This window comes from Bradyrhizobium cytisi (assembly GCF_008123515.1).
Lineage (GTDB): Bacteria > Pseudomonadota > Alphaproteobacteria > Rhizobiales > Xanthobacteraceae > Bradyrhizobium > Bradyrhizobium cytisi.
The window spans coordinates 138724-161004 of record NZ_VSSR01000024.1; the positions used below are offsets into that span (position 1 = coordinate 138724).

Below are 22281 nucleotides of genomic sequence, written 5' to 3' on the forward strand. Positions count from 1 at the left end.
GGAAAGCAATTAAGCGCTTCTCCGGTCGCCGCGCTAAAGCGCTCTCCTCTGAATTAACCTCATCGGCAGCCCCTTTGCGGGACGTAGCGTAATGCGCTGAAGGGGCCAGACCTCGGAGTGCGGCAGCAGCTGCATCTCGAAATGACGGGTCAAGACAGCAAGTACGATTGCAGCCTCCTGCAGGGCAAAAGACGAACCGATACAGGTCCGAGGCCCAACCCCGAAGGGCATATAGGCGAAACGTGGAATTCGGCCGCGGGCCTCCGGTAGAAACCGGGAAGGGTCGAATGCATCCGGACGGCTCCATAGCCCGCGATGTCGATGGAGAACATAGGGCGCTATCACGATCAGAGACCGCGGCTTGACCGGGATTTCACCCAACACATCGGCATCGACCGCGGCCCGGCTGAGTGCGGCGATCGGCGGGTAGAGGCGAAGCGTTTCCTCGATCACTGCCTTAGTCACGATCAGCCGGTCGGCCAGGTCATCCCTCGGATTCGACAATTCCCGTTGTGCTTCCTCCACGACGAGCGATCGCCACTCCGGTACCTGTGAAAGCAGAAAGATCGACCAGGCGAGTGTATTGGCAGTTGTCTCATGTCCCGCCGAAAGAAAAGTGAGGATGTTCGAGCGAACCTCTGTCGGGCTGAGTTGCCGTCCGGTCGACGGATCCAGCGAACGTAACAGCAGCGTCAAAAGATCATCTGGCCCGTCGTGTGTGGCAAGGGCCGCAAGCCTTTGGTACCTCGCGTGTATGATCGTATCGATCACCGCTTCGAAGTAAGCCATCGTGTGACGCAAGCGGCGATAACCCGGACGTGGCACGAATTTGGGCACGCCGAACAGATCCAGCATCCCTATGCGGCCGATCACGCTGAAATAGGCATTCATCGCCACTCGAAATTCATCGAAGTCGCCGCCGATCCCGCCAGAAAAGATCGTGACTGCGAGCACGTTCAAAGTGACCAGAGTCATCTCTGCAGCGACGTCGACCGTGGCGCCAGGCTCCAAGCTTGTCCATCTTGCGGCCAGTCCGTTCGCGGCCGACAACATGGCCTTCGTGAAAGAGTTGACGGTTCTGCGAGCGAACACGGGTGCGAGTATTCGTCGTTGAAGCTCCCAACGCTCTCCTTCGACGCTCAACAAGCCATCGGACAGTCCAGACGAGAGAATGCGGCGTTGGATCGTATCTTTCTGATAGTTTCTTGAATTATCCATCAGCACGCGCTTGATGGCTTGGGGGTCATGAACCAGAAAAGCATCAGCGAACGGCAGGCGAAGCTTGGCTATTGGCTCCTGAAAAAAATCCGCGCTCCAGCATTCAAGCGGGTTTCGCCTCAGTTTGATTAATAGCTCGACAAATCCTGGCCGGGCTGGCGAAGGGCGCGGCGCAGGCGGGCAATAGTCCAATTCGCGGCGATGTAACATGGCGCGATCAGAAGAAAAATAAGCCTGAACTGTAGCGGAACGGGAATAAGTGGCAATTGGTTCCTAGAGCCACTGGCTGTCCCTAAGCCCTCTCCACGGGCGCCGATCTCCGTCCCGCCGCCGGCCCCACATACCGTGCCCGCGGCCGGATCAGCTTGCCGAACTGCAATTGCTCGCTCGCATGCGCGATCCAGCCGACGCTGCGGGCCATGGCGAACAAAGCGAGCTCGCTGCCTCCCGGCAGGCGCAGCGCGTGCACGAGCACGGCGAGCACATAATCGATATTGACGAATTCTCCGGTCGCTTCCGCGATCCGCTCGGGCACCTCTTTGGTGAATTTGCGTGGCGCGCCGGCGCGGGCCAAGGCGTTCAGCAGCGACTTCGCGCGGGGATCGCCGCGCTTGTAGACGCCGTGGCCGAAGCCCGGAAAACGCTCACCGAGCGCAACGCGCTCGCGCACCATCGGCTCGACGTCGCGGTCGACCAGCGTCTTGACGAGCTGCGAGGCTAGCACGCCGGCGCCGCCATGTTTTGGGCCTTTCAGCGCGGCGAGACCCGCGATGACGGAGTCGTAGAGATTGAGGCCGGTCGAGGCAGCGCAGCGCGCGGTGAAGGTCGAGGCATTCAGCTCGTGATCGGCCAGCAGCACCAGCGCGCGGCGGATCAGATCGGACGCGTGCTTGTTGTCGCCTGCCCAGACACGCGCGATCTGCTGATGCAGCGGCTCGGGTGAAGACTCCGCATTGAGCATGGTCGCGACCAGCAGCCGGACGATGCGCGCGCCGACCATCGCGCGGCCATCGGGCGCGCGGGTGAACGCGCGGGTATCGGCGCTGCTCGCGAGCGCGAGCACCGCGATGGCGCGATCGATCGGAGCTGCGCGGCGCGCGGCTTCCGCAATCGCACGCATCTCGTCGGACATCGCAGGCTGATTGTCCGGCGCGAAGGGATCGACGTCGGAGACGTCCCAGAGCAGCGTTGCGGTGTGCTCCAGCGTGTCGTTCTCGGCGAGATCGACGCAGTTGACGCCGCGGTAGATCGCGCCCTCCTCGGTGATGGTCGAGATCTCCGTGTCCATCACCGGCAGATCGGCATCGAAGCTGCGCAAGCCGCGCGGCTCCGGCGACGGCACCCGGCGCTCCTTCAGGGCGCGGACGTCCTCGGCGCGGTAGCGATTCTTGCGCGAATCCGGCGTCGGCTCGGAGCGGATCAGGCCACGGCTGACATAGGCGTAGAGGGAAGCCGGCGAGATCGCGAGCTCGGCCGCAGCTTCCCGGGCAGAGAGATAGAGACCGTCCGAATTTTTCATATTGATTAATGTAATCAAGATTGATCAATCTGTCGAGAGGTCCGATTTTCCCCTTGGGCAGTGCAAAGGAGATTTGGGCCATGAACATCCACCTCACCAAAAGCCAGATCGGGCTGGACGGCGTTCCCGCGGCCGAGACCGCGTTGAGCCATGTCGACGGCGAGCGCGGCGAGCTCATCATCGCCGGCGAGCATGTCGGCCGCCTTGCCGCCAAATCGAGCTTTGAGGGCGTCACAGCCCGGCTCTGGAACGGCGCCAGCAAGACGACCCTCACCGAAGCCAATGTCCGGGCAAGCCTGGGCGCGGCACGCGAACGTGCCTTCGCGCGGCTCTCCGAGCTCTTGCCGGCGACCCAAGGCATGGGCATCGTCGACGGCTTTCGTGCCGCGGTCGCGGGCCTGCGCGCCGAGCACGGGCTGGAGCATGAGGCCACGATCGTCGGCGCGTTTCCGGTGATCGCGGGCGCACTGGTCCGGCGCGCAAAAGGGCTCGACCCGGTCACACCCGATCCGAACGTGAGTCACGCCGCCGATACGCTGCGCATGCTGCATGGGCGCAGCCCTGCCGCACGCGAGATCACCGCGCTCGATGCCTATCTCGTCGCCGCCAGCGACCACGGCATGAACGCCTCGACCTTCACGGCGCGCGTGGTGGCCTCGACGCAGGCCGATCTGTTCGCTGCCGTCACCGCCGGCTATTGCGCGCTCACCGGTCCGCTGCATGGCGGGGCGCCGGAGCCGGTGCTGGAAATGCTCGATGCGATCGGCTCGCGCGAGCGGATCCAGCCCTGGGTGGATGCGGCGCTGGCGCGCGGCGAGCGGATGATGGGCTTTGGCCACCGCGTCTATCGCGTGCGCGACCCACGTGCCGACGTGCTCAAGACTGCAGTCGAGGCGCTCGCCTCTGACGGTACCGACCTGCCGTTTGCCGGCGAGGTCGAGGCCTATATCCGCGCAGCGCTACGCAAGAAGAATCCGGAGCGGCCGCTCGAGACCAATGTCGAGTTTTTCACCGCGATCCTGCTCGATGCGCTGGCAATCCCAAGGCAGGCGTTCACGCCGATCTTCGCGGTGGCACGTTCGGCCGGCTGGACCGCACATGCGCGCGAGCAGCAACGGACGGGACGGTTGATCCGGCCGAGCTCGTCATATGTGGGGGCGATGCCGGAGGCGTCCGGCAACTAGGGGCAAGGGCAAGGCGACGGCGGAGCCCCGCTCCGTCGTCGTGCCGACGAGGTTCTAATCGCTCGCTGGGTTGAGGTGGGTCTGCACGTCCCTGACGAGCGCCTTGGAACATATGCGCGTCCAGCGCATTGCCTGATCTCTCCCCGTGAGGAACGCAATGCTGGACTTGTTTGGACAAGCGGACGAGGCCAGGATTGGCCAGATCGCCGCCGGTTATGCGGCGAGCCGGGTCGAAGCGGGAGCGGATTCCGAGAGGCGGTTCCGGGACTTGCTTCAGGCGCTGCCCGCCGCGATCTACACCACCGACGCAACGGGCCGCATCACCTTCTTCAATCAAGCCTGCATCGATTTTGCCGGACGCACTCCAGAAATCGGCGAGATGTGGTGCGTGACGTGGAAGCTTTATCTGCCGGACGGCACGCCGCTCCCCCACGATGAATGCCCGATGGCTATCGCGCTCAAGCAGAACCGGCCGGTGCGCGACGTCGAGGCTGTGGCCGAACGGCCGGACGGATCGCGGATCTGCTTCATGCCATATCCGACCCCGCTGCGCGACGAACGCGGCCGACTGGTTGGCGCGGTGAACATGCTGGTCGACATCACGGCCCGTAAGCAGGCCGAGCAGCGCATGATGCTGCTCGCCTACGAGGTCGATCATCGTTCGAATAATCTGCTCGCGGTGACCCAGGCGATGCTGCGGCTGACCAAGGCCGAGACCGCGGCAGAATTCCAAGCCGCGTTTCAAGGCAGGCTTAGAGCACTTGCCAACGTGCAGAGGCTGTTCTCGGCGTCGCGCTGGACCGGTGCCAGTCTGAAGACCATCGTCGAAGAGGAACTCCGGCCATACGCAAGCCCGGACGGCGAACGTGTCAGCATCGCTGGAGACGACATCCGCCTGCCGGCGACGCTCGCCCAATCGATTGCGGTCGCCGTGCACGAGCTGGCCACCAACGCCGCCAAATACGGCTCGCTGGCGACGCCAGCGGGTCGGCTGGACGTTCGCTGGGAAAGCAGCGACGCAGAGCCTCTCGTGCTACGCTGGTCCGAGAGCGGCGGTCCGTGGGTCGACGAGCCGACGCGCCATGGCTTCGGAATTGGCGCCGTCGACGGTATCATCCGGACCTTGCGCGGCAGGATCACCCGGCAGTGGAAGCCGGAGGGATTGGTCTGCGAATTCGCCTTCCCCGAGCTTGTAGGTTAGGCCTCCCGCACCACCGTCTTCAGATAATTATACGCCTTGATGATCTCGATCAGGCGATCTTCGGTGGAGCGGTCGCCGCCATTGGCATCGGGGTGGTGCTGCTTCACCAGCGCCTTGTACTTGGATTTGACGTCGGCGAGCGTCGCACTTGGACCGAGGCCCATGACCTGGAGCGCCTTGCGCTCGGCGTTCATCACCTTGCGGGTTTCGACCTTGGGCTGGGCGGCCTCAGGGCCCTTCCGCCAGCCGGTGCGGCCGTTGAGCTCCGCGAACATGCTGAACGGATCGAAGGCGCCGTCGATCTCGGCTTCCGCCCCCTTCTTGACGCCACCATTGGCGCCCATCTTCCAGGTCGGGCGATGGCCGGTCAGCGCGTCCTTCTGGTAGCGTGCGACCGCGTCGGCATTCATGCCGGAGAAGAAGTTGTAGTTCTGATTGTACTCGCGGACGTGGTTCAAGCAGAAGTGCCAGTACTCGCGCTGGTTATCGCGTCCCTTCGGCGCGCGGTGCGCGCCCTTGTTCTGACACCCGGTCCATTCGCAGGCGACCACGGTATCGCGCGGCTTCACCTCGGGCTGCTTGCCCCGCGGCTTCACGCGGATGGAGTCGAAGAACTTTGATGAATCGATCGGCATGGCAGACTTTGACTACGCAATGCAAAAACCTTCAAGTCTTGACATTGCAATTAGCTTGGAACCCGTAGCCGAAGCTTCGCTTCGGCGTTCTTAAGAACGGCCGCCCCAGGCGGCCTATCGCTCAAGAACGGCCGCCAAGGCGGCCTATCGGCATTGACGGAGTGCGATCGCGTACCTTAATGGCAAACATGGCTACCAAAGACATTATCAGCAACAAGTTGCAGGAAGCTTTCACGCCGGAAAGCCTGCAGGTCGTCGATGAGTCACATTTGCATGAGGGCCATTCCGGCCATCGGCCGAGCGGCGAGACGCACTTTCGGGTTTATATCGTATCTCAGGCCTTCAAAGGGAAGAGCCGGGTCGACCGGCACCGTATGATAAATGCGACGCTGACCGCGGAACTTTCCGGCGGCGTGCATGCGCTGGCGATCCAAGCGCAGGCCCCGGGGGAAGGCGGAACGTAATCTCCACCGTCATGCCCCGCGCAGGCGGGGCATCCAGTACTCCGCGGCGGCAGTTCGTTCACATAATCGCGGCCGCGGAGTACTGGATCGCCCGCTTTCGCGGGCGATGACACCAGGCGTCAAAACGACTTCCCTGCCCGTCGCGGCTTGGCTTCCTCCACCTCCGCGTCGCGCGGGACCGGTGAAATACGGAGTGCGGTGATACGGTTGCGTTCGCGGCGGAGGACGCGGAAGCGGAAGCCGTGGAAGGTGAAACTCTGGCCACGGTCGGGGATCGATTGCGCCTCGTGGATGACGAGGCCCGCGACCGTCGTCGCCTCTTGATCGGGCAGCCGCCAGTCCATGGCGCGGTTGAGGTCGCGGATCGGCACCGAGCCGTCGACCACCACGGAGCCGTCCGGCTGGGCCCGCACGCCGGCGACCACGACGTCGTGCTCGTCGGAGATGTCGCCGACGATCTCTTCCAGAATGTCTTCCAGCGTCACAAGACCTTCAACTTCGCCGTACTCGTCGACGACGAGCGCGAAATGGGTTTTTCGCCGGCGGAATGCCTTGAGCTGCTCGGAGACGGTGCGCATCTCGGGCACGAACCAGGGCGGCAGCGCGATGGTGGAGACATCGATGCGTGAGGTGTCGCCGTCGGCAGCGCGGATCGCGCGCAAGAGATCCTTGGCGTGGAGCACGCCGATGATGTTTTCGGGCTTCTCGCGCCAGAGCGGGATACGGGTGTATTCGGTCGCCAGCACCTCACTCACCAACTCCTCAGCCGGCAAATCGGCGTTGATCATCATCATCTCGGTGCGATGGATCATGACATCGGAGACCTGGAGCTCGCGCAAATCAAGCAGGCCGCCGAGCATGTCGCGGTCGTGCTTTTCGACCTTGCCCTCGTGGTGCAAGAGGTCGACCGCGCCACGCAGGCGCTCGGTCGGCGACAGGATCGCCTGATGCTCGCCGGCAAGGCCGAACAGGCGCATCAGCAGGCGCACGATGACTTCCACGACCCGCAGCAGCGGCCCCAGCACGTACATCGTCAACCGCATCGGGCGCGCGACCGCGAGCGCCATCCGGTCCGGCGCGTTGATGGCGATGGTCTTGGGCAGAACTTCCGCGAAGATCACGACCAGCGCGGTCATCACGCCGGTGGCATAGAGCACACCGACATCGCCGAACCAGGCCGTGAAGATGGAGGTCGCCAGTGCCGAAGCGCTGATATTGGCGATGTTGTTGCCGAGCAGCAGCGCGCCGATCAGGCGCTCGCGCATGTCGAGCAGTTGCGAGACCACGTCGGCGTCGCGATTACCCTGCCTGGAGAGCCGCAGCATGCTGGCGCGCGAGGCGCCGGTCAGCGCGGTCTCGCTCGCGGCGAAGAAGCCCGAGACGAGCAGGCAGATAATGACGATGGTGAAGCCGAGCCAGTCCATGAACCACTCTGGTTCCTTGTTTTAGCGCCGTTCAGCAGCGCCTCGCGCCTTGAGGGCGAGCTTGTTATGCAGGAAGTCGCGCACCGGCGCCGGCTCGACATCCTTGGCGATGACGGCACGCCCGACGGCCTCCAGCAGGATGAAGGTGAGCTTGCCGCGCTTGACCTTCTTGTCCTGTGCCATCAGCGCCATCAGCGCGTCAGCATCCGCGAGGCCTTCCTGCGCGAAGCCGGCGATGTCCTGCAGGCGGGTCGGCAGGCCGGCCTCGATGAGATGCCGCTCGACGCGGGCCGCGTCGGCCTCGGCGATCATGCCGAGACTTGCGGAAAATTGCGCCGCTAGGGTCATGCCGATCGAAACGCCCTCGCCGTGAAACAGGCGATCAGAGAAACCGGTTGCGGCTTCCAACGCATGGCCGAAGGTGTGTCCAAGATTGAGCAGCGCGCGCTCGCCAGTCTCACGCTCGTCGCGCGAGACGACAGCCGCCTTGGCGCGGCAGGAGGTGGCGATGGCGTGCTCGCGGGCCGAGCCGCCCTTGACGATGTCCGCGTGGTTCTTCTCCAGCCAGGTGAAGAAGGCCTCGTCGCCGAGCACGCCGTATTTGGCGACCTCGGCATAGCCGGCGCGGAACTGCCGCGGCGACAGCGTGTCGAGCACGGCGGTGTCGGCGATGACCAGCACCGGCTGGTGGAAGGCGCCGAGCAGGTTCTTGCCCTGCGGCGAGTTGATGCCGGTCTTGCCGCCGACCGAGGAATCGACCTGCGCCAGCAGCGAGGTCGGCACCTGCACGAAATCGACGCCACGGCGCAGGATCGCCGCCGCAAAGCCGGCGAGATCGCCGACGACGCCGCCGCCGAGCGCGATGACGAGATCGTTGCGCTCGATTTTTGCGGCGATCAGGGCTTCGCTGACCTTTTGCAGACCCGCATAGGTCTTGGAGATCTCACCTTCCTCGACCACGACGCGCGAGGTCGGAATGCCGGCAGCGGCGAGCGAGGCCTCGGTCGGCTCGAGCCAGTATTTTGCAACGGTGCGATCGGTGACAACAGCCGTGCGCACGCCGGGGCGCAAAGCCGCGACCCGCTCGCCGAGCGAGGACAGCACGCCGCGGCCGATGACGATGTCGTAGGCGCGATTCTCCAGCGCGACATCGACATTGACAGGGTCGGAATGCTTTGGGGGCGCGGTCATCGAACGGCACTCGCGACGTCGGCTGGGGGATGGGACGCGCTCTCGCCGCAAAGATGGGCGCGCAGCGCCTCGATGGTCTCGTCGACGATTCGGTCGTGCGGCACATCGCGCGAGGCGATGGTGAGGTCGGCCTTGCCATAGACCGGCTCGCGCTCGGTGAGCAAGCGCGTCACGGTTCCCTCGGGGTCGGGGGTCTGAAGCAGAGGCCGGTCGGCGCGACGGCGCACGCGGCGCATGATGACGTCGTGATCGGCCCTCAGCCAGATCGAGATCGCCTTCGCCGCGATGCGGCTGCGCGTCTCCTCGCGCATGAAGGCGCCGCCGCCGGTCGCCAGCACGATCGGCCCGCTCTCGAGCAGGCGCGCGATCACCCGCGCCTCGCCGTCGCGGAAATGCGGCTCGCCATGGCGCTCGAAAATCTCCGGTATGGTCATGCCGGCCGCCGCCTCAATCTCGGTGTCGGCATCGACGAAGGGCAGCTTGAGCCGCGCCGCCAATCGCCGGCCGATGGTCGATTTGCCGACGCCCATCATGCCGACCAGCACGATCGAACGCGCGCCCAGCGCCGACAGGATGTCGGCCTCAGGGCTCGCTTGTGCTGGCAACGCGGCGTCGGACATTCGATCTTGCTCTGGATCTCGCTCAATCTGCCGCCAAAGGCGGCATCCCGGCCACGTATACGACCACCCCGGGGCCCTCGCCAGAGGACTCTTGCCACGAAACGGCGAACATGTTGGATGATTTCATTGGTTAATTTGCCTGTTCGAGACCTCTTCCGAGACCTTGCCCGATGCCCAGCCTGTTCCGCTTCCTGACGGTCGTCGCCGTGCTCGCCGGCATCGTCTATGGCGTGGTGTTCGCGCTGGCCAACTTCGTCAATCCGAAGCCGCGAGAAATGACGGTGACGATCCCGCCGGATAAATTTCTCAAGAAATAGGAGCTAGCCTCCGGGGCATGCGCAAATCCTCCGCCAGCAAGCCCTCCGGCGCCAAGCCCTCCGACGCCAAGCTCACCGGCCTGTTCCTCGACATGCTCGCGGCGGAACAGGGCGCCGGCCCCAACACGCTCGACGCCTATCGCCGCGACCTCGCCGATTTCTCCGAGTTTCTCGGCCGCGCCGGCCACAGCTTTGTGGACGCCGAGACGCAAACACTCCGCGACTATCTTGGCGACCTCGATGCGCGCGGCTTCAAATCCTCCAGCGTCGCACGGCGGCTGTCGGCGATGCGGCACCTGTTCCGCTTTCTCCTCAATGAACGCATCAGAACTGAGGATCCCGCGGCGATCCTGTCCGGGCCCAAGCGCGGCCGCGGCCTGCCAAAGGTGCTGTCGATCGCCGATGTCGACCGCATGCTCCGCCGCGCCAAGGAGATGAGCGAGGCGGCGGACGCCTCGCCGTCACAGCGATTGCGCGCTTTGCGGCTCTACTGCCTGCTCGAGGTGCTCTATGCGACGGGCCTGCGCGTCTCCGAGCTGGTGTCGCTGCCGCGCACGGCGGCCAAGCGCGACGCCCGCATGATCGTGGTACGCGGCAAAGGCGACAAGGAACGGCTGGTGCCGCTCAACGAGGCCTCGCGGCAGGCGATGGCGGATTATCTCAGCGCGACGGAGGCGGCCAAGGAAAACAAAAAGGGCGAGACGAAGGGCAGTGTCGCGACCACGAAATGGCTGTTCCCCTCGTTCGGCGAGAGCGGGCATCTGACGCGGCAGCATTTTGCCCGCGACCTCAAGGAGCTCGCGGTGGCTTCGGGGCTTCAGGCGCGGCTAGTCTCCCCGCACGTGCTGCGCCACGCCTTTGCCAGCCACCTGCTGCACAACGGCGCGGATCTGCGCATCGTGCAGACCCTGCTCGGCCATACCGACATCTCGACGACCCAGATCTATACCCACGTGGTCGAGGAGCGGCTGAAGAGCCTGGTGCGCGATCTGCATCCGCTGGCGGAGAAGTAAGGAGGTCTCGTGCCCCGGACGCGGCGCAGCGTGAAACGATGCGACGCAGAGCCGGGGCCATGCTCGCTGGGTCCCGGCTCTGCGCGGCAGCGCTATAGAAGCGCTGCAGCGCGTCCGGGACACGAGATCCGGTCGGGACGACAGCCGCGAAACCGCCTTGACTTCGGCCACATCTCCGCAGAAAGAGCCGTGGCCTCATTCGCGATTTGGCGCGCCCCCGGGAGCGCACAAGTCAAGTGCTTGAAGAAGCTACACTTCTTTATGAGGAGCCAACCTCGCTTCGCCTCTCCGCCCCGTCCCTCTATATTGAGTTGATGCCAGACCAGATGCGCAGCTATCTCGACTTCGAAAAGCCCGTCGCCGAGCTCGACTCCAAGGTCGACGAGCTCAGGACGTTAGCTGCCTCCGGCACTGACATCGCCGAGGAGATCGGACGGATCGAGGACAAGGCGGCGCAGGCGCTGGCCGACCTCTATCAGAACCTGACGCCGTGGCAGAAGACGCTGGTCGCGCGGCATCCGCAGCGGCCGCATTTCAACGACTTCATCAAGGGCCTGATCACCGAATTCACCCCGCTCGCCGGCGATCGCAAGTTCGGCGAGGACGAGGCGCTGGTCGCGGGCTTCGGCCGCTTCCGCGGCGAAGCGATCTGCGTGATGGGCCAGGAAAAGGGCGATTCCACCGAGAGCCGCATCAAGCACAACTTTGGCATGGCGCGGCCGGAAGGCTACCGCAAATGCGTGCGGCTGATGGAGATGGCAGAGCGGTTCGGCCTGCCGGTGCTGTCGCTCGCCGATTCCGCCGGCGCCTATCCCGGCATCGGCGCCGAAGAGCGTGGCCAGGCCGAGGCGATCGCGCGCTCGACCGATGCCTGCATGGCGCTGACCGTGCCGAATGTCGCCATCATCACCGGCGAGGGCATGTCGGGCGGCGCGATTGCGATCACCACCGCCAACAAGGTGCTGATGCTGGAGCACGCGATCTACAGCGTGATCTCGCCGGAAGCCGCCTCCTCCATCCTCTGGCGCGACGGCAGCAAGGCGCAGGAAGCCGCCAACAACATGAAGATCACCGCCCAGGACATGCTGCGCTTCGGGGTGATCGACAGTATTCTGAAGGAGCCGGTCGGCGGCGCCCACCGCGACCCCGCCACCATGATCGCCACCACGGGCGATGCCATCGCCAAGGCGTTCGACGACCTGCGAGGCCTGGACGGCGACGCGATCCGCAAGCAGCGCCGGCAGAAATTCCTCGATATCGGTCGGAAACTGGGTTGATTCGGCCCACCAGCCGGTCGGACGGCAGGGAATGGTGGGCACGCTTCCGGCTTTGCCCACCCTACTGGACTTCGCCCGGACCGCCCCTGTAACCCCGCATTAACCCTTTTTTTGCCCAAATCGGCGATCTCAGTAGCGGTTTGGCTGCAAAGCCCAATTCAGTCCCAGTTCCGGCCCAGTTTAAGTCTCTGTTGACCACGCCTGTCGGCCAACGGGCTCGTGATCCCCGGTCGGGTTGCGACCCCCAGGCGCGGAGGTTAGAATTTTAATCAATGGCTTCAGGGCATCAGCGCTGGGGCTTGGTCTGAATCAAGTCCGGACATCCGGTCAGGCCATGCTTCAAAGATCGGGGTTCGCGCTCCTTGCCCGGAACGTTGTGGGGTTCGTCTTGACTGCTAGCTCGCTTGCTCGTGCGCTTTTGGCTTCGGTCGCGCTTGCCGCCAGCATTGTGCTGGCCGGCTGCGACACCGACCAGGTCTCGCTCGCGACCAACGCCAAGGCCAACCAGCCGATCTCGCCAAAGCTCGTCGCCGCGATGGGCGAGAAGGACATGGATCTGCAATCGCCGATCCTGATCCGCCTATTCAAGTCGGAGGCCGAGCTCGAGATCTGGAAGCAGACCCGCTCCGGCCAGTTCGCACTGCTCAAGACCTATCCGATCTGCCGCTGGTCGGGCGACCTCGGTCCGAAGGTGCGCGAAGGCGATCGCCAGGCGCCGGAAGGATTCTACTCGATTAATCCGAGCCAGATGAATCCGCAGTCGGCCTATTACCTCTCGTTCAACACCGGCTTCCCGAACGCGTTCGACAAGGCGCTCGGCCGTACCGGCTCGCAGCTGATGGTGCATGGCGATTGCTCGTCGCGCGGCTGCTACGCGATGACGGACGAGCAGATCGCGGAGATCTATTCGCTCGGGCGCGAGTCCTTCTTCGGCGGCCAGAAGGCGTTCCAGTTCCAGGCGTATCCGTTCAAGATGACGCCGGTGAACATGGCCAAGCACCGCAACAATCCGAACATGGCCTTCTGGAAGATGATCAAGGAAGGCTATGATCATTTCGAGGTGACGCGGCAGGAGCCGAAGGTCGACTTCTGCGAGAAGAAGTACGTGTTCGATGCCGCGAAGGCACCCGACGCCAAGCGCGATCCCGTGTTCGATGCCTCGGCGAAGTGCCCGGCCTATGTGATCCCCGAGGACATCGCCAGCGCCGTGCGCGAGAAAGAGCAGCGCGACGAGGCCGAATACAACAAGCTCGTCTCCAAGGGTACGCCGGTGGCGCGCATGAACACCGGTATCGACGGCGGCATGAACAAGATCTTTGCCGCGAAGATTCCGGAAGGCTCGACCGGCCTGTCGGAAGGCGCCGAAGGCAATACGCTGCAGATGCTGGCGATGTCGAAGGCGCCGGGCACGATCCCAGGCACCGTCAACCCACCGAAGCCGAACCTCGAGCCCGCCGCGGCAGCTCCGCAGCAAGAACCTGTCGTTGCGGTCGCACCCGCGACCAACACCCGCGTCGCCTCGGCCGAGAAATCCGGCGGCTTCTTCTCCAATCTCGGCCGCAAGATGGGCCTCGGCACTGCCGACACGACGGCGACCGCCTCAGCGCCGCAAGCGACCGCGTCGGTGGCCCCCACACCCGCAGCGCCGAGCACGGCCTCCAGGCTGAAAGCCGCAGTGACGCGGTTCGTGCCCGGCCACGACAAGTCCAAGGACGCTCCGGCGGTTGCCGCAAAGCCCGCCGAGACCAAGATCGCAGCAACGCGGCCCGCGCTGAAGCCTTCCGTGAACGATGGCGCAAGTGATGGTGCGCAGATGGCCGGCGCGGCGCCGGTGGTGTCGTCGAACTCGTTTGACAGCCGGTTTGGCGCGGTGAAGTAAGCGGGATTTTCGCTTACGGCGCCAGATACCGCAGCAACTCCGGATTGCCCCTCACCTCGCCGGCCGCGCCTTGCAGCGCGACTCTTCCGCGGTCGAGCACGTAGGCGTAGTCGGCGACGCGCAGCGCGAGGTCGAGGTGCTGCTCGACGATGATGACGGCGATCTCTTTCGCAAGCTCGATCAGGCGCTCGGTGATCTCCTCGATCACGCCGATCCAGACGCCTTCGGTCGGCTCATCCAGCAGCAGCAATTTTGGATCGCCCAGCATGGCGCGGCCGATCGCGAGCATCTTGCGCTCGCCGCCGGAGAGCGTGCCGGCGGGCTGGTCGAGACGCTGGCCGAGTTTCGGGAAGATGGCCAGCACGCGGTCGACCGCGGTGGCATCCTTGTTGAGGAGCGAGCCGACGGCGAGATTGTCGCGCACAGAGAGGCGCGCGAACACCGAATGCTCCTGCGGCACGTAGCCGATGCCGGCGCGGACGCGCTCCTCTGGCCGGCGGCGGCTGATGTCGCGGCCATCGAAGCCGACCTCGCCCTTCCACGCCGGCAATTCGCCGACGATGGTCTTCATCAGCGTGGTCTTGCCCGCGCCATTGCGCCCGAGCACCGCGACGCCGCCGCGCCAGGGAATGCCGAGATTGACGTCGAACAGGACCTGGCTGCGGCCATAGCCGGCGTCGAGATGCTTGATGTCCAAAAATTCAGGCACGGCGCAGATAAATCTCCTGAACGGATTTGTTGGCCTGGATCTCGGACACGGTGCCCGATGCCAGCACCTTGCCCTGGTCGAGCACGGTGAGGCGATCGCAGATGTCACGGATGAAATCGAGGTCGTGCTCGACGATGACGAGCGAGCAATGCTGCTTGATCGGCTGCAGCAATTCGCCGGTGACGCGACGCTCCTCCAGGCTCATGCCGCCGGTCGGCTCGTCCAGCAAAAGGAGTTTGGGTTTGCCGGCGAGCGCCATCGCGATCTCCAGCCATTGCTGCTGGCCGTGCGACAGCGCGGCCGCCGCATCGAAGGCACGGTCGGCGAGACGGAACTGCGTCAGCATGGTCATGACCTGATCATGCAGCGCATTCCTGGTGCGCGAGAACACGAGGTCAAGCAGCGAGGACTGCGCCTGCAGCGCGAGAAGGATGTTGTCGTAGAGCGTCAGCGACGGCAGCACGCTCGTGATCTGGAATTTCAGGCTCATGCCGGCCCGCGCCCGCTCGGTCGGCGTGAACGCGGTGATGTCGGTGTTGACGAAGCTCACCTTGCCTTGTGTCGGCACCTCGGCGCCGGCGATGCACTTCATCAGCGTGCTCTTGCCGGAGCCGTTCGGGCCGATCAGGCCGTGAAACTCGTTCTCGCCGACGGTCAGTGCTGCGCCGTCGAGCGCGGTGAGCTTGCCGAATATCTTTGAGATGCCCGCGGCTTCAAGAAGCGGCATTGCGCTTCTCCTTAGTCTCCTTGGGCTTGGCACCGAAGCTGCCGACCCGCTCGCGCTCCCCGAGGACAAAACTGATCAGGCCGAGCGGCCGGAACAGGATCACGAGCAGCAGCAACAGTCCCAGAATGATCGGCCAGATGTCGCGATAATTGTCCGACAGCCAGAAGCTGACGCCCTCGACGATGACCGCGCCGATGACAGCACCGATCAGCGTGCCCGAGCCGCCGAACAGCACGTAGAGCACCACCTGCGTCGAGACCACGACGCCGACCATGTTGGGCCAGACAAAACCTTCGTGGAAAGCATAAAGGCTCCCGGCGAGCCCCGCGATGGCGCCGCCGATCGCAAAGATGATCGCTTTCAGATGCTGCACCTTGTAGCCGAAGAAGGCGATGCGCTGCTCGTTCTCGCGCAGGCCCGCAAGCGCGAGACCGAACTGCGAGCGCATCAGGAAGCGGCAGAGCAGGTAGACGACAATGAGGATGCCGAGGACGAGATAATAGAACGCCGGTCCTTCCGAGAATTCGTAACCGCCGAGCGTCATCGGCGCAATCGAAGGAATGCCGTTCTGGCCGCCGAGATAATACCAGCCGCGTGCAAGGCGATCGGCAGCGTAGGAGCCGGTCAGGGTGCCGAGCGACACGAAGATCACGCTGGAGGGGTGCCGGCCCAGCAGCAGGAAGCCGCCGAGCAGCAACGCGAAGGTGAGGCCGATCAGCGTGCCCGCAGGCAGCACCAGGAAGATGTTGGTGATATCCAGATCGCGCGCGAGCAGCGCGACACCATAGCCGGCCGAGCCGAAAAACAGGGCCTGGCCAAAGCTCATGATGCCGGCATAGCCCCAGACCAGGTCGAACGACAGCGCGAACAGCGCCAGGATGATCACGCGCGTTGCAAACACCGTGAGGTAGTCCTGCAGCACAAATGGCGCGACGAGCGCGGCGACGAGCGCCACGCCCTCTACGAATGGCAGGATCTTTCGTTCCGCGGCGGCTTGTGCCGCCGTTTCGCGTTCAGCCATTGCCGCGTCCGTCTCCCCGCCAATCTCGGCGGGGATCGCCTGTTTCACTGCGCCCATCGACTTCGGCATTTGACCTTAGCATTCCTTGGGGTCGACGAGACCGTCGCTGCGTCCGACGATCTCGTAGTTCCCGGCTTTGGCAACCGCGGTGTACATCTTCATCTTGCAGTGGCGCTTGCCCGGCACCATCTCGGCCGGTCCGCCCGGCCCTTCCGCGATCTTGGCGTGATCGAGCGCGGCGGCGACCGAGTCGCGGTCGACCTTGCCGGCTTCCTTCACCGCAGCTTCCCACAGCTTCAGACCACGATAGGTGCCGGTCGCGGCACTTCCGGCGGCGAACAGGAAGTTGCCCGGAAAGTCCTTCTCGTAGGCCGCCTGGATTTTTGCGTCGAACGGGTTCTCCTTGGTCAGCACCTTGAAATAGTCGAGGCAGCTCGCGAGTCCCTCGATCTCGGCGGCCTGATTGATGTTCAGCGTGTTCTCGTCATAGTAGACGCAGGCTAGGCGCCCGCCGTTCTTGAGGAAGCCGGCTTCATAGAGCTGCTTGAAGAACGGGCCGACGCCCGGCGGAATGACGGTGTTGAAGACGACGTCGACCTTGTTGGAGATGATGCGGTTGACGGTCGCGGAGAAGTCGACCTGGTCGAGCGGGTAATATTCCTCGAACACGACCTCGCCGCCATTGGCTTCGATCACCTTGCGGGCATAGACGTTGAGCGTGTGCGGCCACACATAATTGGCGCTGGGCAGCGCGAACTTCTTGCCGCCGTTCTTGATCAGCCAGGGGATGAATTCGTCGCACTGCTGCGCCGGGGTCGGCCCGGTGCAGAACAGATAGGGCGTGCACTCCTTGCCCTCGTAGAGCTGCGGATAGATGTAGAGCGTCTTGCCGCGCGCCACGATCGGATCCTTGATCGCGTTGCGCATCGACGAGGTGATGCCGCCGAGCACCATGTCGACCTTGTCGCGCTGGATCAGCTTGCGCACGTTGCCGACAGCGACCGATTCATTCGACGCGGTGTCCTCGATATAGAGCTCGAGCGGTCGGCCGAGCAGGCCGCCGGCATCGTTCATCTGCTTGACCAGCATCTTGGCGACGTTGGCGTCCGCCGTGCCGGCGTACGCAATCGGACCGGTGAGATCGGTTGCGATGCCGACCTTGATCGGCGCTTCGGCCGCGTTGGCCCACGGCGCCGGAATCACCCAGCTTCCCACCCCGGTTGCGACCGCGCCGGAGGCAAAAGCAAAATTGGAGAGGAAGCGGCGGCGCGAGAGCTGACGATCGAACATGTGACTAAACCCCTTTTCCAGCGATGAGGCCCTGCGGCCGGAATTTGATGAAGGCAATGGCGAGAACGAAAACGAGGACATCGGCGACCACGGGCGCCATCACCCAGGGCAGCGCGGCACTGAGCGTGCCGATCACGCCGGCGCCGGCGACAGGGCCGATGAAGGAGCCGACGCCGCCGACCATGACGGCGACAAAGCCCTGAATCAGGAAGCGGATGCCGAGATCGGCATAGAGGCTGAACACCGGCACGATCAGCGCGCCGGCAAGGCCGGCCAGTGCGGAGCCGAAAGCAAAGGTGGCGCCATACATCAGAGGCGTCGAAATGCCGGATGCGCGCGCCAGCGACGGGTTCTCCAGCGTGGCGCGCATGCGCAGACCAAAGCTCGTGCGCGACAGCAGGAGATAGCAGCCGACCATCACCAGCAGCGTGATGACGATGATGGTGAAGCGCCAGGCCGAGATATGCATGGTGCCGATGTCGATCGAGCCGCCGATCGGTTCGGGCACGGTGAGATAGAAGCCGCCGATCAGGCCGCGCACGGATTCGCGGATGATGAGGCCGAGCGCGTAAGTGCCGAGCATCGCCACGATCGGCGCGGCGTAGAAGCGGCGGATGATCAGCGCCTCCAGCACGAAGCCGAGCGCACCGACCAGGAAAGGCGCTGCAACCATGCCGGTCCAGATCGGCAGGCCCTTGGCGTAGGCGAGATAGGTGATGTAGGCCCCGAGCAGGACGAACTCGCCCTGCGCAAAGTTGAAGATGCCCATCATGCTGGCGATGATCCCGAGCCCCAGCACGATCAGGACGATGATCGCGCCGAAGCTCAGGATCTCGAAAGCCGCGACGAACGCGTTAGCCATGCGATGCTGTTCCGTTCGTCTGCACTAATTCCTCGCTCACATCTTCTTCCAGTCGCCGATCTGCTCGAAGGCGTGCGCGGCGCGGTAGATGGTGGATTCCTCGAACATGCGGCCGACCAGCATCAGGCCGACGGGCAGCCCGTCGACCATGCCGCAGGGCAGCGACATCGCGGGATGATGGGTAATGTCGAACGGCGCGGTATTTGAGATCATCTCCAGGGCACGGGCGACGTAGTCCTCGCGGCTGGCCGTCGGTTCCGGCAGCTTGGTCGCCTTCATTGGTGTCGTCGGCAGCAGCAAAAGGTCGTATTCGCCGAACGCCTTGTCGTAGGCCGCAGTCAGGCGGCGGGAAATGTTGAGCGCCTTGCCGTAGTAGCGTGGTCCAAAGGTGTTGTTGATGTAGGTGCCCAGCAACAGAAACAGCTTTGTCGTCTCGGACAACGAGTCCGCCTGCCGGCGCCAGCCGCGGTGGAAGTCCATCAGCGAAGTCGAATAGAGATCGGACCGGCTCAAGCCGTAGCCGTCGCCATACATCATGGTCTGGGTCATGCCCTCGGTACCGATCGGTGTCCAGATCGCGGGACCGGCGAGATGCATCGGGATAGAGACGGTCTCGACAGTGGCGCCGAGATCCTTGAAACGCTTTGCGGCCTCGCGCACGCTTTCATTGACGGCGGCCTCGGCAGTCGCCTGCTCGAAGCCTTCCTTCAAGATGCCGATCTTCATTCCCTTGACGCCCTGGCCGAGCGCCTTGGTGTATTCCTCCACCTTCGGCGCCTTGATGCGGGGATCGTAGCCGTCATCGCCAGCGAGCACTTCGAGCAGCAGCGCGTTGTCGGCGACGGTCGCCGTCATCGGACCGGTGTGGTCGACGAAAATCTCGATCGGCATGATGCCGGTGTAGGGCACGAGGCCCCAGGTCGGCTTCATGCCGTAGGTGCCGCAAAACGAGGACGGCATGCGGATCGAGCCGCCCTGGTCGCCGCCCATCGCCATGTCGGCTTCGCCCAAGGCAACGACAACGCCGCTGCCCGAGGACGAGCCCCCGGCCGAATAGCCCATCTTGTAGGGATTATGCACCGCGCCGACCGCGTTGGTGTGACTGCCGCCGGACATGCAAAAGGATTCACAGTGGGTCTTGCCGAGGATTTCCCCGCCGGCATCCAGAATGCGCGTGACGACGGTGGCGTCGAAATCGGGGATATAGCCTTCCAGCGTCGTTGAGCCGTTCATCATGGGCACGCCGGCCAGCATGATGTTGTCTTTCAGCGCGACGGTCTTGCCCTTGAGCTTGCCGCTGGCGGCGCCTTTAACGGTCGACTTGCGATACCAGGCATTGCGCGGATTTTCTTCCGCCGACGGCCGGTAGCCCGGCGTCCGCGGATATTTCACCTCCGGCACCTCGTCCGGCATCGCGCCGACGAGGTTGTAGGCATCGATCGAGCCCTGCATCAGGCCGCGGAACGATGTCACGTCGGCATCGGTCAGTGCGAGACCGCACTGCTCGGCGACGCTGCGGAGTTGGGCTGGCGTGGGAAGGACAACTGTCACGGCGCGCTCCTTGAGGCTTCTTGATCCCTGGCTTTGAACGGACAGCCGCTGGGCTCGGGCCTGCACGGCGCGGGCCAATCGGCATCGCGTTGATACTAGAGACGGAAATATTTTCCTTTTCAAGTATTATTTTGGAGCGGATCGTGCGCTGATTGCTACGCGTGGCGTCAGACCGGCTTGATCAGCTTGAAGTCGAGGCCATCGGCCTCGGCGAGATACATCTGCATCCGGGCGTGACCGTTGCGAACGACCACCGGGCCGCGCGCGCCGCCGTAATCGATGTTGCGCCCCGCCGCGAGCATCGGCCCCATCGCCAACGAACCGGCCTTGTTCGCGACGGCTTCAAGGAAACGCAGGCCCTCGTAGCTGGACTGGCCGAGCGAGCCGATCGGCGCGGCGTTCGGTCCGAACATCTGGCGATAACGGCTTTGAAAATCGTCATTGGCGCGCGACCCGACACCGGGAAAATAGCCGGAGGCACAGAACATGTTCTCGCTGTTGTCTGCGCCGATGCCGAGTAGCACCGTCTCGTCCATCGCGCCGGCCAGCCGCAACGTCGTCGCGGCGAGACCGCACTCGCCGAAGGCGCGATTGAAGGTGATGCTGTCGGTGCCGATCAGCGAGATCAGGACGACGTCCGGTCTTGCGGCGCGGATCCGCTCCAGATGCGGCTCGTGGTTGTCCTCGCCGAGAGGAACGAACTCCTCGCCGACGACGCATCCGCCGGTTTCCTTGATGTAACGCTTCACCGCGCGATGCGATTGCCATGGCCAGACATAATCGCTGCCGATCAGGTACCAGCGCGCCGCGTTCTTGACGTCGGCCAGCCAGTGGATCGCAGGACGGCTCTGCCAGCGCGGCGTTTCGCCGATCGCCATGACGCCTGGCGTCAGTTCGCCGCCTTCATAGACGGGCGTGTAGATGTAGGGGATCCGGTTTGCCGTGGTGATCTTGCGGAGCGCGACACGAACCGCGCTGGTGTGCATGCCGACGACGAGATCGATCTCGTCGTCGACGACCGCCTGCTCGGCGCGGTTCAGGACACTGTCGAGCGGACCGCCGGCATCATAAATCGACAGCTCGATCTCGCGCCCCAAAATGCCGCCACGCTTGTTGATCTCGGCGACCGCGAGCTGCGCGGTGTTGGTGGCGCATGGCCCCCAGATGCCGGGCGAGCCGGTGCAGCAGATGAAGCAGCCGACGCGCAGCTTGTTCGTACCGCGACGCCGAAGAAAGGCATGATCGTTGGGCGACAACGCACCATCAGCCGCCGATGACGACAGATTCCTGAACAGCAAGGACGGCGGCAACGCCGGACCGCCGTGTGCCGGGAAGTTTACCGTCGCGCGCACGCCAACTCCTGTCTGGTACCAGACCTGAAAGCACATTGAGCAGGCGGCCGCGGCACCCGCCCTTTTGTTGTGCAATCATCCTATTTTGAAAATATTGAATATTCAAGAATTGAAGTGCATATAGAAGCAGCATTGATTGCAAGACATTCACTCATTTGGGTCAAGACGAAGTCTTAGCCGTGGCAAAAATGAACGCTCCAATCACCGAACACCTCGCTTACCTGCTCGCGCAAGCAAACCGGGAGATCAACCGGCAGCTCGAACTGCGGTTGAGCAAGGAGGGGGTTCCCGTCGAGCAATGGCGCATCCTGAAAGTGCTGTCGGATGGCGACGGCCATTCGATGGGCGAGCTTGCGGACGCTGTGCTGCTCAACCATCCGACGCTGACCAAGATGATCGACCGCATGGTCTCCGACACGCTGGTCTACCGCGTGCAGGACCCGAACGACCGCCGCAAGGTTTTGATGTTCATCTCCGACCGCGGCAAGGTGCTGTGCAAGAAGCTCAACTCGCTCGCGGTCGACCAGGAGGAGCACATCCTGGAGAGCTACGGCGACAAGCCGACCAGCGAGCTCAAGCGGCTGCTGGAGAGCTTGATCGATAGCTCGAATTGAGGGGCGGCTTTACGCTTTCTCGCCGCTACGAGAATTGCGCGCCACACGCACACCTGTCATCGCCCGATTTAATCGGGCGATCCAGTATTCCGAGAGGGTCGTGATTGAGCCGAGAGGCCGCTGCGTACTGGATGCCCCGCCTTCGCGGGGCATCCAGAGAGCTAAACCGCTTACGCGTACCGCCCGTGGCAGTGCTTGTACTTGTAGTGGAAG

21 protein-coding genes are annotated in these 22281 nt (G+C 64.0%); 8 read left to right on the forward strand and 13 right to left on the reverse strand.

From position 1 onward, the window contains the following. Positions 1-33: 33 nt before the first annotated feature. Positions 34-1428, reverse strand: coding sequence for a cytochrome P450 (locus FXB38_RS16670; RefSeq protein WP_148751944.1), 1395 nt, complete (start codon positions 1426-1428; stop codon positions 34-36). A gap of 82 nt (positions 1429-1510) precedes the next feature. Next, positions 1511-2737 (reverse strand): citrate synthase family protein, encoded by a 1227-nt coding sequence (locus tag FXB38_RS16675; RefSeq protein WP_148751945.1) that lies wholly within the window; start codon positions 2735-2737, stop codon positions 1511-1513. An 80-nt stretch (positions 2738-2817) separates the two neighbouring features. Between FXB38_RS16675 and FXB38_RS16680 the strand changes: the two genes are divergently transcribed. After that, positions 2818-3921: a citrate synthase/methylcitrate synthase gene (locus FXB38_RS16680; RefSeq protein WP_148751946.1), complete on the forward strand. Its 1104-nt coding sequence runs from the start codon at positions 2818-2820 to the stop codon at positions 3919-3921. 157 nt (positions 3922-4078) lie between these two features. Then, entirely contained in the window at positions 4079-5122 is a 1044-nt protein-coding gene (locus tag FXB38_RS16685) for an HWE histidine kinase domain-containing protein (RefSeq protein WP_148751947.1), read from the forward strand. On the opposite strand, the gene FXB38_RS16690 is transcribed toward FXB38_RS16685, so the two are convergent. Further along, positions 5119-5757, reverse strand: a complete 639-nt coding sequence (locus FXB38_RS16690; protein WP_148751948.1) for a J domain-containing protein — start codon at positions 5755-5757, stop codon at positions 5119-5121. The two genes, FXB38_RS16685 and FXB38_RS16690, sit on opposite strands and share 4 nt — an antisense overlap. Before the next feature lie 188 nt (positions 5758-5945). Here FXB38_RS16690 and FXB38_RS16695 point away from each other — a divergent pair, with 188 nt between their 5' ends. Beyond that, on the forward strand, positions 5946-6221 hold the full coding sequence (locus FXB38_RS16695; RefSeq protein ID WP_148751949.1) for a BolA family protein: 276 nt from the start codon (positions 5946-5948) through the stop codon (positions 6219-6221). 119 nt (positions 6222-6340) lie between these two features. Here FXB38_RS16695 and FXB38_RS16700 read toward each other — a convergent pair whose 3' ends face one another. Genes FXB38_RS16700 through FXB38_RS16710 form a run of 3 tightly spaced genes read right to left on the reverse strand, consistent with a single transcriptional unit; the run spans position 6341 to position 9456 of the window. Next, positions 6341-7645, reverse strand: a complete 1305-nt coding sequence (locus FXB38_RS16700; RefSeq protein ID WP_148751950.1) for an HlyC/CorC family transporter — start codon at positions 7643-7645, stop codon at positions 6341-6343. 21 nt (positions 7646-7666) lie between these two features. Continuing rightward, the gene (gene aroB / locus FXB38_RS16705; RefSeq protein ID WP_148751951.1) at positions 7667-8836 is read right to left on the reverse strand and encodes a 3-dehydroquinate synthase; all 1170 of its coding nucleotides are present in this window, start codon (positions 8834-8836) and stop codon (positions 7667-7669) included. Then, positions 8833-9456, reverse strand: a complete 624-nt coding sequence (locus FXB38_RS16710; RefSeq protein ID WP_148751952.1) for a shikimate kinase — start codon at positions 9454-9456, stop codon at positions 8833-8835. The genes aroB and FXB38_RS16710 overlap by 4 nt, the downstream gene beginning before the upstream one ends. Positions 9457-9626: 170 nt before the next feature. Between FXB38_RS16710 and FXB38_RS16715 the strand changes: the two genes are divergently transcribed. From FXB38_RS16715 to FXB38_RS16730, 4 genes are all read left to right on the forward strand, one after another. After that, entirely contained in the window at positions 9627-9773 is a 147-nt protein-coding gene (locus FXB38_RS16715; protein ID WP_008144572.1) for a hypothetical protein, read from the forward strand. A gap of 17 nt (positions 9774-9790) precedes the next feature. After that, positions 9791-10786, forward strand: coding sequence for a site-specific tyrosine recombinase XerD (gene xerD / locus FXB38_RS16720; protein WP_148751953.1), 996 nt, complete (start codon positions 9791-9793; stop codon positions 10784-10786). 314 nt (positions 10787-11100) lie between these two features. Beyond that, a complete protein-coding gene (locus tag FXB38_RS16725; RefSeq protein ID WP_148751954.1) occupies positions 11101-12063 on the forward strand; it encodes an acetyl-CoA carboxylase carboxyltransferase subunit alpha in 963 nt (320 codons plus the stop codon). A 388-nt stretch (positions 12064-12451) separates the two neighbouring features. After that, positions 12452-13942 (forward strand): L,D-transpeptidase family protein, encoded by a 1491-nt coding sequence (locus FXB38_RS16730; protein WP_430640175.1) that lies wholly within the window; start codon positions 12452-12454, stop codon positions 13940-13942. 13 nt (positions 13943-13955) lie between these two features. On the opposite strand, the gene FXB38_RS16735 is transcribed toward FXB38_RS16730, so the two are convergent. From FXB38_RS16735 to FXB38_RS16765, 7 genes are all read right to left on the reverse strand, one after another. Continuing rightward, positions 13956-14651 (reverse strand): branched-chain amino acid ABC transporter ATP-binding protein, encoded by a 696-nt coding sequence (locus tag FXB38_RS16735; RefSeq protein ID WP_148751956.1) that lies wholly within the window; start codon positions 14649-14651, stop codon positions 13956-13958. Continuing rightward, complete coding sequence (locus FXB38_RS16740) at positions 14644-15378, reverse strand: ABC transporter ATP-binding protein (protein ID WP_148751957.1); 735 nt, start codon at positions 15376-15378, stop codon at positions 14644-14646. Before FXB38_RS16740 ends, FXB38_RS16735 begins: the two co-directional genes overlap by 8 nt. Beyond that, on the reverse strand, positions 15365-16468 hold the full coding sequence (locus tag FXB38_RS16745; RefSeq protein WP_148751958.1) for a branched-chain amino acid ABC transporter permease: 1104 nt from the start codon (positions 16466-16468) through the stop codon (positions 15365-15367). The genes FXB38_RS16740 and FXB38_RS16745 overlap by 14 nt, the downstream gene beginning before the upstream one ends. A gap of 6 nt (positions 16469-16474) precedes the next feature. Further along, the gene (locus tag FXB38_RS16750) at positions 16475-17689 is read right to left on the reverse strand and encodes a substrate-binding protein (protein ID WP_148751959.1); all 1215 of its coding nucleotides are present in this window, start codon (positions 17687-17689) and stop codon (positions 16475-16477) included. A 4-nt stretch (positions 17690-17693) separates the two neighbouring features. Further along, the gene (locus FXB38_RS16755) at positions 17694-18551 is read right to left on the reverse strand and encodes a branched-chain amino acid ABC transporter permease (RefSeq protein ID WP_148751960.1); all 858 of its coding nucleotides are present in this window, start codon (positions 18549-18551) and stop codon (positions 17694-17696) included. A 36-nt stretch (positions 18552-18587) separates the two neighbouring features. After that, positions 18588-20102, reverse strand: coding sequence for an amidase (locus FXB38_RS16760; protein ID WP_148751961.1), 1515 nt, complete (start codon positions 20100-20102; stop codon positions 18588-18590). A 167-nt stretch (positions 20103-20269) separates the two neighbouring features. Then, a complete protein-coding gene (locus FXB38_RS16765; RefSeq protein ID WP_246229934.1) occupies positions 20270-21454 on the reverse strand; it encodes a substrate-binding domain-containing protein in 1185 nt (394 codons plus the stop codon). A gap of 188 nt (positions 21455-21642) precedes the next feature. Here FXB38_RS16765 and FXB38_RS16770 point away from each other — a divergent pair, with 188 nt between their 5' ends. Continuing rightward, positions 21643-22068, forward strand: a complete 426-nt coding sequence (locus FXB38_RS16770) for a MarR family winged helix-turn-helix transcriptional regulator (protein WP_148751963.1) — start codon at positions 21643-21645, stop codon at positions 22066-22068. Positions 22069-22281: the final 213 nt, after the last annotated feature.

Bases quoted from the DNA above. Each gene is read 5' to 3' on its own strand.
- FXB38_RS16770 (WP_148751963.1), top strand. From the start codon at position 21,643: ATGAACGCTCCAATCACCGAACACCTCGCTTACCTGCTCGCGCAAGCA.
- FXB38_RS16740 (WP_148751957.1), bottom strand. From the start codon at position 15,378: ATGCCGCTTCTTGAAGCCGCGGGCATCTCAAAGATATTCGGCAAGCTC.
- FXB38_RS16755 (WP_148751960.1), bottom strand. From the start codon at position 18,551: ATGGCTAACGCGTTCGTCGCGGCTTTCGAGATCCTGAGCTTCGGCGCG.
- FXB38_RS16715 (WP_008144572.1), top strand. From the start codon at position 9,627: ATGCCCAGCCTGTTCCGCTTCCTGACGGTCGTCGCCGTGCTCGCCGGC.
- aroB (WP_148751951.1), bottom strand. From the start codon at position 8,836: ATGACCGCGCCCCCAAAGCATTCCGACCCTGTCAATGTCGATGTCGCG.
- FXB38_RS16725 (WP_148751954.1), top strand. From the start codon at position 11,101: ATGCCAGACCAGATGCGCAGCTATCTCGACTTCGAAAAGCCCGTCGCC.
- FXB38_RS16700 (WP_148751950.1), bottom strand. From the start codon at position 7,645: ATGGACTGGCTCGGCTTCACCATCGTCATTATCTGCCTGCTCGTCTCG.
- FXB38_RS16695 (WP_148751949.1), top strand. From the start codon at position 5,946: ATGGCTACCAAAGACATTATCAGCAACAAGTTGCAGGAAGCTTTCACG.
- FXB38_RS16685 (WP_148751947.1), top strand. From the start codon at position 4,079: ATGCTGGACTTGTTTGGACAAGCGGACGAGGCCAGGATTGGCCAGATC.
- FXB38_RS16680 (WP_148751946.1), top strand. From the start codon at position 2,818: ATGAACATCCACCTCACCAAAAGCCAGATCGGGCTGGACGGCGTTCCC.
- FXB38_RS16690 (WP_148751948.1), bottom strand. From the start codon at position 5,757: ATGCCGATCGATTCATCAAAGTTCTTCGACTCCATCCGCGTGAAGCCG.
- FXB38_RS16750 (WP_148751959.1), bottom strand. From the start codon at position 17,689: ATGTTCGATCGTCAGCTCTCGCGCCGCCGCTTCCTCTCCAATTTTGCT.
- FXB38_RS16745 (WP_148751958.1), bottom strand. From the start codon at position 16,468: ATGCCGAAGTCGATGGGCGCAGTGAAACAGGCGATCCCCGCCGAGATT.
- FXB38_RS16675 (WP_148751945.1), bottom strand. From the start codon at position 2,737: ATGAAAAATTCGGACGGTCTCTATCTCTCTGCCCGGGAAGCTGCGGCC.
- FXB38_RS16670 (WP_148751944.1), bottom strand. From the start codon at position 1,428: ATGTTACATCGCCGCGAATTGGACTATTGCCCGCCTGCGCCGCGCCCT.
- xerD (WP_148751953.1), top strand. From the start codon at position 9,791: ATGCGCAAATCCTCCGCCAGCAAGCCCTCCGGCGCCAAGCCCTCCGAC.
- FXB38_RS16710 (WP_148751952.1), bottom strand. From the start codon at position 9,456: ATGTCCGACGCCGCGTTGCCAGCACAAGCGAGCCCTGAGGCCGACATC.